The sequence below is a fragment of the Pedobacter sp. Leaf216 genome, from assembly GCF_001421515.1.
Taxonomy (GTDB): Bacteria; Bacteroidota; Bacteroidia; order Sphingobacteriales; family Sphingobacteriaceae; genus Pedobacter.
Genome location: NZ_LMKM01000009.1, coordinates 31,559 through 43,949, shown reverse-complemented (window position 1 = coordinate 43,949; position 12,391 = coordinate 31,559). Strand labels below are relative to the sequence as shown.

At 37.3% G+C, this 12,391-nt stretch carries 9 protein-coding genes and 1 other RNA gene; 3 read left to right on the top strand and 7 right to left on the bottom strand.

Annotation, left to right across the window (positions count from 1 at the left end):
• The first annotated feature begins 87 nt into the window (after positions 1–87).
• Positions 88–453, top strand: a transfer-messenger RNA (tmRNA) gene (gene ssrA / locus ASE74_RS24365).
• A gap of 252 nt (positions 454–705) precedes the next feature.
• Here the strand turns inward: ssrA and ASE74_RS08320 are convergent.
• The 7 genes from ASE74_RS08320 to ASE74_RS08290 form a co-directional block, all read right to left on the bottom strand.
• Entirely contained in the window at positions 706–912 is a 207-nt protein-coding gene (locus ASE74_RS08320) for a helix-turn-helix transcriptional regulator (RefSeq protein WP_055907326.1), read from the bottom strand.
• Positions 913–1,239: 327 nt separating this feature from the next.
• Complete coding sequence (locus tag ASE74_RS08315) at positions 1,240–3,498, bottom strand: peptidase domain-containing ABC transporter (protein WP_055907043.1); 2,259 nt, start codon at positions 3,496–3,498, stop codon at positions 1,240–1,242.
• Positions 3,495–4,700, bottom strand: coding sequence for an HlyD family secretion protein (locus ASE74_RS08310; RefSeq protein WP_055907040.1), 1,206 nt, complete (start codon positions 4,698–4,700; stop codon positions 3,495–3,497). Before ASE74_RS08310 ends, ASE74_RS08315 begins: the two co-directional genes overlap by 4 nt.
• A gap of 87 nt (positions 4,701–4,787) precedes the next feature.
• On the bottom strand, positions 4,788–5,003 hold the full coding sequence (locus tag ASE74_RS08305; RefSeq protein ID WP_055907035.1) for a hypothetical protein: 216 nt from the start codon (positions 5,001–5,003) through the stop codon (positions 4,788–4,790).
• 74 nt (positions 5,004–5,077) lie between these two features.
• Positions 5,078–5,311, bottom strand: a complete 234-nt coding sequence (locus tag ASE74_RS08300) for a hypothetical protein (protein ID WP_055907032.1) — start codon at positions 5,309–5,311, stop codon at positions 5,078–5,080.
• Between the two features lie 545 nt (positions 5,312–5,856).
• Entirely contained in the window at positions 5,857–7,056 is a 1,200-nt protein-coding gene (locus ASE74_RS08295) for an alkaline phosphatase family protein (protein WP_055907028.1), read from the bottom strand.
• A gap of 160 nt (positions 7,057–7,216) precedes the next feature.
• The gene (locus tag ASE74_RS08290; RefSeq protein ID WP_055907026.1) at positions 7,217–7,534 is read right to left on the bottom strand and encodes a helix-turn-helix domain-containing protein; all 318 of its coding nucleotides are present in this window, start codon (positions 7,532–7,534) and stop codon (positions 7,217–7,219) included.
• Positions 7,535–7,646: 112 nt separating this feature from the next.
• Here ASE74_RS08290 and ASE74_RS08285 point away from each other — a divergent pair, with 112 nt between their 5' ends.
• Positions 7,647–8,522, top strand: a complete 876-nt coding sequence (locus ASE74_RS08285; RefSeq protein WP_055907024.1) for an SDR family oxidoreductase — start codon at positions 7,647–7,649, stop codon at positions 8,520–8,522.
• 511 nt (positions 8,523–9,033) lie between these two features.
• A complete protein-coding gene (locus ASE74_RS08275) occupies positions 9,034–12,384 on the top strand; it encodes a SusC/RagA family TonB-linked outer membrane protein (RefSeq protein WP_055907018.1) in 3,351 nt (1,116 codons plus the stop codon).
• Positions 12,385–12,391: the final 7 nt, after the last annotated feature.

Genomic DNA, 12,391 nt, shown 5'->3' with positions numbered 1-12,391 from the left:
ATATTAGTTTACAGCTATTATTTGGCATTTAATTTGTATATTTGCAGTTCGGTTTGTAAACTGGTTACTCAAACTGCAAACTGAAAAGGGGCCGTTCTTGGATTTGACGGGGTGGCGAAGGTTATGTTAGCATGCAGTGCGTTGTTCGGAGAGCACTTAAAGTGAACGATCACATTTTAGTTGGCGAAAATACTTACGCCTTAGCTGCTTAGTTTAGAACTAACTAGCTTTTGTCCCTCTAACTGCTGCATTGTTGGGTTAGAATCCGGGGCATCGAAACAACAAAGCTGGCTTTAAGGAGATACGACTTAAAGTGAGATAAAGTATCTAAGGATTTAAATAAGGTCGGTTTTCAGCCCGTTTATTTCCCGAAAATCAATTGAAAAATAAGCATGTAGAAGGTATAATTTATCTCACAACTGGACAAGGGTTCGACTCCCTTCGGCTCCACTGGAATCAGTAAAAAAACACACCAAAAAACACTAAAATCCTGCAAATCAACGATTTGCAGGATTTTGTTTTTTGGGATTTAGTGGCTTTTTTGACCAAAAAACGCAGATGCGAGGTGCCTCAAGAGGTGCCTTGTGACAATATAAAACCTAAGGCACCTTTTAGAGGTTAACAAATTGATTTTCAAATAGTTTACCTTATACACATCTTGATTTTTTTTGTTATTTAGGAGGGGCAGCTATGAATTAGAAATCGTTATAAATAATCGGAGTCTTCTAAGCAAAAAATTTCATCTACAGAGGTATTGAAGACTTTTGCTATTTTTAGTGCAAGTAAAGTTGAGGGCACATATTTTCCGATTTCGATGGAGTTCATAGTTTGTCGAGAGACACTTACCCTTTCTGCCAAATTCGCCTGAGTATAGTTCCTTTTCGCTCGTTCTACTTTTAAGTTGTTAGTCATCGCCTTTATTTGTGCTAGAATAAAGTCTTGAATGATAAGTAACATTAGCAACTGCAAAGACCATTATAATGAAGTGATTTATATTGGTCAACCCGTATGAAAAAATCTGCTGTTTAACCAATTCCGAACTGATCATTTTGAAGAGGTAGCTCACTATGATCGCAAGATAGATCGACGTCATCTTTAGACTAAGTAGACGTTCATCCATAATTCTATCCCATGAAGTAAAAAGGGTAAATAATCCAAAAATCAACACTGCCAATGACGTATCATAAAACGAAGGTTATTCAAGATTCTGAAAAAGAATATAGGAGCCTGAATTAAATTTTAATTTTTAGGCTCCACTTTTCTTGTCTTCGTTCTCTTTATGGCATCATTAATTGATGGAAATTGTTTATGCCACATGCTGGTATACATTCCATCCAATTTCACCAATTCTTGATGCGTTCCTTCTTCTATCAATTTCCCTTCTTTAAGCACTACAATTTTATCGGCATTAACTACGGTGCTTAGGCGGTGAGCAATTAAAATAATGGTTTTACCCTGCTCACGAAGTAAAGATATCGCATTGTGAATATGCTCTTCTGATGAAGAATCCAATGATGAGGTGGCTTCATCCAAAATAAGGATTTCGGGATCGCGATATAAGGCCCGGGCAATAGCCAGACGCTGGCGTTGTCCACCAGATAAATTTGTAGCATTCTCACCGAGGTAAGTATCAAATCCATTTGGCAAACGTTCAATAAAATCCATAATATTTAGTTGCGCGCAAATGCGGATAATTTTTTTCATATCTGGCTCCATTTCACCAACGGCTATGTTTTCAATCACATTTCCAGCAAAAAGATGCACATCTTGAGGTACTACCGCAACAAGTTTTCTTAAACTTTCGTTGGTGATGTAATTGAGGTCGAACTCACCAATCATAATACTACCAGATTGCAATGGATAAATATTTTGGAGTAAAGAAAGTAAAGTGGTTTTGCCTGAGCCACTCTCGCCTACTACGGCTGTTATTTTTCCTTTCGGGATGTAGAGGTCGAACCCTTCAAAAACAGTAACCCTTGTACCATACCTAAAATTTACTTTTTTAAATTCAATATCACCAATCATATCAGTGGTGATATCCATCCGGTTTTCGGTCTTCTCCCGTTCCAAATCCATAATTTCAAAAAGCCTGTCTGCTGCAATCCGGGCATCCTGAAACACTTTGTTCATTCCAATTAAACTAATAACCGGACCTGTGAAGTAGCCAATAATAGCGTAAAAAGAAAGCAGTTCGCCTGGTGTAATTAGATTTTGAAGTACAAAACTTGCTCCAGCCCAAAGCAAAATAACTGAAAATGTACTCGAAATAAAACCACTCGCATTACCCACCAAAAGAGAGTTAGTACCTGAAGTGTAAACCGTTTTCAGCAAGTTTATAAATCTGATTTCTGTTTTTAAATTAGAAAAATTTTCCAACCCGAAACGTTTAATCGTGCTTACCGAATTAACCGATTCCACCAGTTGATTTTCCAGTTCGGCACTCTTTTCCATCAGCTGCCGTTGTGTAGTCTTATTCAAACGGTTTGAAATGTAATAAACTAATGCATACAACGGAACAACGGTAAGCATAATTAGCGCAAGTTTCCAGTAATAGGTAAACATTAGCGCAAAAGAAAAAATGAGGATAAAAATATTGACTGCAAAACCCACCAGCACATCATTAATAAAAGCCCTGATTTTTACTGCATCATTCATCCGGGAAATGATTTCTCCAACCCTCATCGTATCAAAAAATGCCTGTGGTAATTTTAGCAGATGCTTGTAATAACCTAAAATCAACCTTGCATCTATTTGCTGACCAGTTTTAATTGTTAAGAGTGTTTTTGCGTAGTTGATAAAAATTTGCAGGAGAATAATGATGATCATCACAGTGCCCATCAAATTAAGCAGGTTAGTATTTCCTTCCGGCAGCACATTATCAACTATTTTCTGCAAAAATATGGAGGTAGATAATCCTAAAATGGTGTAAAAAATGGCGCCGATTAACACCTGAACCAATATTGATTTATGTGGCATTAAAAGGTATAAAAACCGTTTTTCGAGTGAAATTCTTTCTGTTCCAGCAGTAAAATCATCACCAGGAAGCAACATAATTAAAACGCCGGTCCATTTCTGCTTAAATTCATTTGGCGTTAATCGCTGCATTTCTCCATAAGCCGGGTCCATTACCTCCACATAATTTTCAGTTACCTTATAAAGTACAACGTAATGGGCTAAATTATTGTGGTTAACGTGGGCAATAACGGGTGTAGGAATAGTAAAAAGGTTGTCATAACTAGCCTTTACACCTTTTGCCGAAAAACCTAGCCTGGATGAAGCCTCAATCAACCCTAAAACATTGGTTCCTTTTTTATCAGTGCCGGCATATTGCCTTATTCTGGCAATTGGCAAATCCAACCCATAGTGAATGGAAATTGATGCTAAGCAAGCGGCACCACAATCTGTTACATCATGCTGTTTAATTAATGTGCGTTTAGCCTTCTTATTCGAAGCAAGTTTTGAGCTAAAAGCCTTAAAAATTTGACTTAATGATTTCATAGGCTAGACACTTGATTTTCTTTACTTTCTGGAATTACATTTGGGTTCAACCAGTCGTCAGCTTTATCATATAACAATTGAAACAGCGTTCTTCTGGTTACAAAAAACCTTGCCTGCAGTGTCATCCCCTTTTTTATTTTACCCGTATAGCCGTTTTTAAGTTTTAGGCTGTTTTCATCGAGCAGGCAACGTACTTTGAAAAAAGGCTGAGATCCATTTTGCATAAAAACATCGCTGGAAACAGAAATTACTTCCCCGGTCGCCATTCCCCATTCGTTATAATTGTAAGCGTCAATCTGGAACCTGGCCTTAGTACCCACTTTTAATAAACCAATATCTTTGGGTTGCACATAAGTCTCCGCAATTAACCCTGAATCGGGAGAAATTTCTCCTAGAATCTCATTTGCAGAAACAGAACTTCCAGGCTGTATTCCTTTTAGCTGTTGTACAGTGCCTGTTAAGGGAGCTTTGATGGTATAAAATTCTTTCTCTTCTTCGTATTGTTTATCTCTTGTGCCAAGCTGTTGGTTTTGGATAGAAAGTTGATTTAGTTCCATCTGCCACTTGCTGCCCTGTTCTTCACCGATCAGACCCAACTCATTAAAAACGTTTTCTTTTTTGAGTTTCATTTCGTCATATTCAACTCCTGAAACAGCTTTGCGGTTATACAGATAAGCATAACGCTCAAAATTTTTCAGTGCCAGTTGATAACGGGCTTTAGCTTCGGTAACCCGCTGCATAAAAAAACTATATTGCTGACCATAAACGCCAGATTTGAGGGGTAACTTTTTCGACCAATCACTTCGTTTGTAAGCGCTAATCAGCAAACCCAAATCATGTAGTTGGTCTTTTACGTCGGTTTGCTGGAACTGATTTAAAGCATCCTGACTTTCTATGTTTTCCTTTTTAATGGTAAGCAAAACCTGGCCAGCTTTAACATGCATATTCTCTTTTACAAATAGAGAATCAATCCTCCCAGCAATTAGTGGCTTTATTTCATTTCGCTCTGCAGTAGGCCGAAACAGGCCCGTGCTTTTAACATTTACATCAACTTTAATTAAAAAGATAGCAAAGAAGGAAATAACAAGTACAACCAGAATAACCTGATAAATTACCTTGGTGTAAGAATTATGAGAATGAAAATGGTACTCTGCTGTATTTTCAATAATCTCTTTAGGAAATATGTATTTATCACTGTCCATATCTAAATTTTATATACGCATTTTAATTAATTTGGTTTTCGCGAACATAAAAAAAGACCAATATTCATGGTCTCTTTCTTAATATTTTTATTGATTTAGATTGACGAGCCCTAAGCCTAGATCGATATTGTTTCCTATTGAGATTTTGGTTTCATTACGGCTATCCCCATAATTACTAACAAATGTGATGCTTAATAAACTGTCTGATGATGCATTGATAGAAATTCCGGTAGCATTGTAATTATTCCCAAAAATTCCACCCCCGTTAATATCCATCATTTGTTCTTTAGATAAATTTTCCATGACGTTCCATTTTTTAATAATGTAAAAAAGGGATTCTGGTAAGAATCCCTTTTAATTAATTGAGCTTAATAAAATTAGCTAGTTAAGCTTTGGAATAACCCTTGTAAGCTTCCACCAATGTTATTCCCTAAAGAGAACGAGGTTTTACTCGATTCATCTCCGTCTTGTGTTTCATTCGAAAATGATAATAAATTACCAATTCCAATTGATCCTAATAATCCACCTGAATTCGATGAATCATTACCACCAAATAAACCACCACCGTTGATTTCTTTCATTTCGTTTAAATTTAACTCTTGAAGTTTCATAACGTTTTAATTTTAATTTTGCCTACTCTGTTTGAGGTTTTCGGCTACTCCTTTAATTTATCGCCTTTAAGTGCGAGGTTAATTAAGAAACGAATGTTATCTGCGAACGGTTTTAATAAATGCCTGATTAGTAACAACAAGTAAGAATAAATTAAACTTTAAGGTTGTTTATTTTTTAACAACATTTATCGGTTTCTCCCGTTCGCATAAAATATTAAATGCTAATAAACAAGATAAAGCTCACTGGTCCAAAATTAATTACCTGATCTCATTGGCCTATCTATATTGACCAGCTAAACTAAAAAAAGGCAAACTGACTCGGCCTTCTAAAAACATTGTTTCAATCTTACTATCTTTTTTCAATAGTCGATAACAAAAAATGTCGAGCAAAAAGTGTGTTCTTATTTTTAGCTTCGTTTCTTGAGACAATTAATCTCATTGAAGAACAAAAATTTAAAATCAAAGTATATAACGCCATTGTTGCTAGGTCAAAATCTTAAAATCTTAAACAACCTGAATATTAGCGGAGAGGAAAGCACTAAAGACTAGTTTAAAATTTCTCTTGATAGCGTACCTTTTGCGTCATTCATATTAATTTGAAGCCTTAACATTGTAGATAACAAGTGGTATACTTCCACATTCTTAAATTGCTCAATTATAATCCCTTTTTTAATTGATGGTCCCCAAGCCATAAAAGTTGCGCCCATTTCTGCAACTTTTTCAGGGTCAAAGCCATGCATTCCTTTACCGGCTTTATTATTAAAAGTTTTAGGATACTGCGCAACTAAAATTATGTCTCCCGCACGTCTATGTTTATCATCATTACCGCCATAAAACCAATTTTGAGGAATGTTGGAATTCAAATATACTTTATACTCGTTTCTTTCTTTACTTAATAAATCCCTATACGTGTTCATGACAGAAGATGGGTCTTTAGCGAATATATTTACAAGAGAATTTTGGTTATTGACTACAAATTTCATTGTATCAACAGCAGCCGGAATTGGTATTATATTACTTTTATCAATGCCGATCATACCATGATCTGATACAAAAATGATATCAACCGGTAATCCTATTGACTTTACTAAAGCATCAATACGGCCAATGTTGTCATCAATTTTTTTTGCTGCCTCCGCTACCTCGACTGCTTCAGGACCGTAAATATGTCCTTGATGGTCGGTGTCATTAAAATATAGGGTAATTAAATGCGGCCTTTTCCCCTCTGGCATTTTTAACCATTCCTGAATTGCATCGAGTTGATCATCAATTGATATCTCTTTCGATTTTTGTATTTGATAAACGTTTTTCATACCTTTTGTAATGGTACGGGCATCCGGGTAATTGATATTTGCTGTAATTACACCACTTTTACTGGCAGTTTGCCAGATTGATTGACTGGTGAACCATTTGCCTTCTGCTTTATTGAACATCGTTTTACTTTTAGGGTCGTAGAAAGTATTACCTGCAATCCCTGTATGGCCGGGATATAAGCCTGTAACGAGAGAATAGTGGTTCGGGCGGGTTACTGAAGGATAGGATGGAATCATACGCTTTGCCTTTACACCTCCAGAAGATAAACGAAGTAAATTACTTGTATTGAATTTTGTAGCATAATCATAACGGAAGCCATCTGCACTGATAAAAATAACGTATGGTTTATCCTTAATTTGTGAAAATGATTTATCTGCATTTAATAAGAAACTGATAGTTAGAATGGCAATAAAAACATTAATTCTTCGCATTGTTTTGACTTAGGTTATTGATAGGTTCCACTACGTTTAAGGTGAAAAAATTCGCCACAAAAATATTAAATACTTATTCTACTAAACCATAAATCAGGTTACAACATCATTAACTTATTGTTAAGGATCAATATTAGAGTACTGTCATACCCTAATTAGCTTATAAAATGCTTTTTCTTTTCCAAGCTGCTATATCAGCTAACAAGGGGCAGAGACTTTTTCCAAAATCAGTAAGTGCATACTCAACCCGGGGCGGAAGCTCCTTATACTCCTTCCTGCTTATTAATCCATCAGCTTCAAGTTCTTTCAATTGTTCGGTAAGCACCTTTTTTGAAACAGCAGGTATCCTGGCCTGAATCTCACCAAAACGTCTGGTATTTTTGGAAAGCATGTGTAAAATCATCACCTTCCATCGCCCTGAAAACAGTGCTATCGCTGTATTAACACCACATTCAGCATGGTATAGTTTATTTTCCATTAGTCACTTTTAGGTTACCACTTTTCGTCTTGTTTCAACAGCAATGTTAACTTTCTAAAATCAATTGTTGTTTCTTTGCGTAACAAAAGTAATTAAACTTAAAACAAAATATATGATTTTAGTAACCGGTGCAACAGGGAATTTAGGTAAAGCCAGCATAGATTCATTATTAAAAAGGGGGATAACTCCAAGTGATATTACAGCATTGGTAAGAGATGAAACCAAGGCAGCAGAATTGAGATCAAAAGGCATTAAAATAAAGGTTGGAGACTATCAAAATTACGACTCTTTAAAGAGTGCATTCCATGGTGTAGACAAGTTGCTGCTTGTGTCTTCTTCATCTGATATAGTTTACAGGTTTGAGCAGCACAAAAATGTGATCAATGCAGCTAGGGAAACGGGGATTGGCCATATTGTTTATACGAGCTTTGATATGAAAAATTTAAAGCAAAGTATAATGGGTGCTGATGTTCAATATCACGCATCTACAGCTGATTACCTGAAACAAATAGACATCCCATATACTTTGATGGACAACACTATGTATGCGGATATGATTCCGTTGTTATCAGGAAAAGATATACTAAATAATGGTGTTTCTATTCCTGCTGGAGATGGCAAAACTCCTTTCTTGCCAATAGCTGAAATGGCTGAAGCAACAGCTGTTGTACTGACCACTCCTGGTCATGAGAACAAAGAATATGTCATCGCTGCAGAAACTGCATTCTCATTTTCAGAGATTGCTGAATTGTTGTCAGACATTACTGGAAAAACAATAACTTATATCCAACCAGAAATAAGTTTATATATAGCATGGCTAATACAGTCAGGTGCTTCTGAAGATGATGCGGCCTATATTTCAAGGTTTTGTGGGGCAATTGCGAAGGGAGAATTCGATACCAATAAAAGTGATATTAGGAAGCTATTGGGCAGGAGTCCAATGACTTTGGTAGATTTTTTGCGAACTATATACAGTAAATTGACATAAAGGTGAATAGTCTTAAAAGTACTTTTAATTCATAACTTGGTTCATAATGTGTATTTCAGTGAAGTGACCCCTCTGTTTCGGGCCAAACTGGCCATCAATTTGATTACCGGATAATGCACATCTAAGTTCCTTTTCCCCTGAACAAATATACACTTCGGATCCAAATCCATTTTCCTCAGGACTTTTGGTTTATTCCATCTTACTGCCGGATTTATCCTCAATTCAGACTTCCTAACGAGCAAAATCCATTCGCAGGGTACTGGAATGCTAAAAAAAAACACCATAACCCCTTCAAAACAGCAAAGTAACGATAGTCCAACCCGAATTGTAGATAAGGACTTTCACCTCCTTAAACAGTACGGACCTCTTTTGCTCACAGAAATTTCAATCTCAAAATCAATCTAAAATAATAACTGCCAGTTTCATTTTTGACAAAATTATTAAACAAAGTTTAATATAGTTAAACAAATAACTTAACATGCGCATTCTATTTTTGAAAAAAAAATGAGAAATGAGTTTAAAAAAATCAGGAAAATTGTTGCTGTTATTCTTCCTATTAGGATGTAATAGTGTGTTTGCACAAGTGATATTAAAGGGGCAGGTTTTAGATGAGACTAAACAACCCATGCAAGGTGTAAGCGTTATGATTGCGGATAGCAAAACCGGTGTTTCCACCGACAAGGATGGTAGATTCACTATCAATGCAAGTATCGGCAAATCACTTCTTTTCAGGTATATTGGATACAGTACTCAACAGGTATTGATCAATAACCAAGCGCCGCTATTGATCACTTTAAACCCTGATGGAGCATTATTGTCTGAAGTTGTAGTAACTGCGTTTGGCATAAAGAAAGAGGTTAAAAAACTTGGCTACTCGCAAACGCAGATCAAGGGCGAAGAATTAACGATTGCCCGGGATGCAAATCCTTTAAATTCACTATCGGGCAAGGTAGCAGGTTTGCAGATAGGTGCAAGCTCTGAGTTTTTTGGCGCTCCAACTGTCGTTCTGCGTGGCAGTAAAGATGTGTTATACGTAGTGGATGGACAGCCGGTAAATTCGGACACCTATAACTTCAATGCCGATGATGTTGAAAGCTACACCGTACTAAAAGGACCAAATGCAGCTGCTTTATACGGATTTAGGGGAATAAACGGAGCCCTTGTTATCACCACAAAAAAAGGAACAAAAGCAAAAGAAGGCTGGCAGATAGATTTTAATAGCACTACCGAATTGGACAAAGGATTTGTGGTATTGCCAGAAAGCCAAACAGAATATGGCCGCGGCAGTAATTATCAATACTCATACGGCAATCAACTATACGATAACGGCCAGCGTTTACCAGAATGGGGACCAAGATTTGATTCAGGATTTTTGACACAACAATACGATAGCCCGTACGATCCCGTAACTGGAGTAAGGGGAAAAACACCCTGGCTTTCCCGGGGTGCCGATAACTTTGATAAGTTCGTTCAAAATGGCTATGTCAGCACAAACAGTGTTGGATTGGCTGCCAGCGGCGATAAATATGACATCCGCGTTTCTTATGGACATACTTTTCAACAAGGTATTTTTCCAAATACTAAGTTGAATATCGATAATTTTAAAATCAATGCCGGTTATCAGGTAACCAAAAAATTAAGAGTGGATGCTGATGTTAACTTAAGCCAGCAATATTCGCCAAATGTACCGGATGTACAATATAGCCCAAATAGTTATGTATATATGTTTAAAGTATACGGATCTTCAGATTATGATATCGATGATTTAAAAGATTACTATAAAGGCCCGCAGGGTGTACCTGGATTAACCCAGTATGCGCCAGAATATGGCCGCTTAAACAATGCCTGGTTTATGGCCAACGAATGGTTAAAGGGCAGACAAAAAACTGATATCTATGGGTCGTTAAAAGCAACCTACAAATTTAATAGCGATATAGATTTATCTTTAAGACAGTCGCTAAACACCTACGATCAAATAAATACCGAAGATGTACCTGCCTCTGCAAACTTAAACCTTTATTTGCCGTGGTATAGCTTTGGCTGGTATGGAGATTACAGAGAAGACCGCCGTAAGTTATTGGAAAACAATACTGATCTGATTTTAAATTATAGCCACAAGTTTGGTGATTGGGATATCAATGCCCTGGTGGGTGCAAACCAACGTTCTTTCACTTATGATTCGTCTTGGGGAACTACACAAGGGCTTTCTTTGCCTGGGGTTTATAATCTGAACAATTCATCTGCCAAACCATATATCTACAGTTTTTCTTCAAAAATGCAGGTGTATAGCGGCTTTTACTCGTTCGATATTGGTTACAAAAACTATTTTAACATCAATACTACCAACCGGGTAGATAACCTGTCTACTTTACCCAAAGGTAGCAATACCTATTTCTATCCTTCTGTAGCCTTGAGTTCGGTGATTTCGGACTACACTAAACTTCCGAAATTCATCTCGTTTCTGAAGGTGAGAGGATCTTATGCCGATGTTAAGGGGGGATTAACTTCTACTACAATCGGCTCATCATATAATGCGTTAACATCAACCGCATTGGGAACAGGATGGAACAGCAGGCCTGTTACCGGATTGCCGGCTGCAGGTGGCTTGTTAGGTTATGGTACAGAAAATTACACCCCGTACAATGGACCCACTTACGTCAATGATTCGCCGGTTGCATCAGGCACTTTCTATAATGGTACGCCTTCTATTACCCTATCAAATACAATTGCAAATCCCAATTTAAAGCCTTTCAACGTAGAATCTATAGAGGCAGGTATTGATGTAAAATTTTTGGCAAATAGATTAGGTTTAAATGCTACTTATTTCACGACCACCAACGGACCGAATATTTTTCAGTTACCAGTTTCTACAGCTACAACATCTACCAACCGTATTATTAATGGGGTAACTACACTGAAAAAGGGGTTCGAAATAGAATTGATGGGCACAGCGCTAAAAAGTGTCGACGGTTTAAACTGGGATATCAACCTAAACTATTCTACTTATAAGGAAACCTTAAAAGAAATCTATGGCAACGAACAGTTTTTGCAGCAGAATGGCCACAATTATGTGGTAGGCGATAGACTGGATGCTATCTATGGGACTAAATTTGTAAGAGACGACAAGGGGAACATTGTAAATTCTGCTGGTGGTTTACCGTTGCAATCGCCTGGAGGCATAGCCAACAATGGGTTTTTAGGTTATGCAAATCCGGATTTCTCTTTCGGCATCACAAACAGTTTCAGGTATAAGAATTTCTCGCTAAGCGTGCAGTTTGATGGCCGTATCGGAGGTAAAATTTACGATTTTGTATACTATAACATTTTAAACGGTGGTACTGGAATAGAAACCGCAACCGGTGATTTAGGTGCTGCCCGTTTGGCAGAATGGACCAGTACCGCAAACGGGACAAAAGCATTAACGCCATCTTATGTAGGCCCAGGAGTTAAAATCGTATCTGGAACACCGCATTTCACCAATGGGCAGATCGACAATTTAAAAGATCTGACTTTTGCGCCAAACGATTTCCCTGTATCTGTCCAAAGTTATATTTCCAGTGGTATTGGCGGTAATTTCGATGAGAATTATACCATCAGCCGCTCTTATGCCAAACTACGTGAAGCCTCTTTGGGATATAGTTTACCCGCAAAAGTTTTAGCCCGTACGTTTATCAAAAAAGCAACTTTCTCATTGGTAGGCCGCAACCTGCTTTACTTTGCGGGGCGTAAAGACATTGATCTGGATCAGTTTGCTTCAGGTTACAATGCTTCTGACAGAACCCTTGTTGGAACTAAAGCAGGCAGTGACCTTTCAAGCCCAACAGTTCGCCGTTATGGCTTCAATATTAATTTAACTTTTTAATCTTTCC

Bases quoted from the DNA above. Each gene is read 5' to 3' on its own strand.
- ASE74_RS08320 (WP_055907326.1), bottom strand. From the start codon at position 912: ATGACTAACAACTTAAAAGTAGAACGAGCGAAAAGGAACTATACTCAG.
- ASE74_RS08315 (WP_055907043.1), bottom strand. From the start codon at position 3,498: ATGAAATCATTAAGTCAAATTTTTAAGGCTTTTAGCTCAAAACTTGCT.
- ASE74_RS08275 (WP_055907018.1), top strand. From the start codon at position 9,034: ATGAGTTTAAAAAAATCAGGAAAATTGTTGCTGTTATTCTTCCTATTA.
- ASE74_RS08295 (WP_055907028.1), bottom strand. From the start codon at position 7,056: ATGCGAAGAATTAATGTTTTTATTGCCATTCTAACTATCAGTTTCTTA.
- ASE74_RS08305 (WP_055907035.1), bottom strand. From the start codon at position 5,003: ATGGAAAATTTATCTAAAGAACAAATGATGGATATTAACGGGGGTGGA.
- ASE74_RS08310 (WP_055907040.1), bottom strand. From the start codon at position 4,700: ATGGACAGTGATAAATACATATTTCCTAAAGAGATTATTGAAAATACA.
- ASE74_RS08285 (WP_055907024.1), top strand. From the start codon at position 7,647: ATGATTTTAGTAACCGGTGCAACAGGGAATTTAGGTAAAGCCAGCATA.
- ASE74_RS08300 (WP_055907032.1), bottom strand. From the start codon at position 5,311: ATGAAACTTCAAGAGTTAAATTTAAACGAAATGAAAGAAATCAACGGT.
- ASE74_RS08290 (WP_055907026.1), bottom strand. From the start codon at position 7,534: ATGGAAAATAAACTATACCATGCTGAATGTGGTGTTAATACAGCGATA.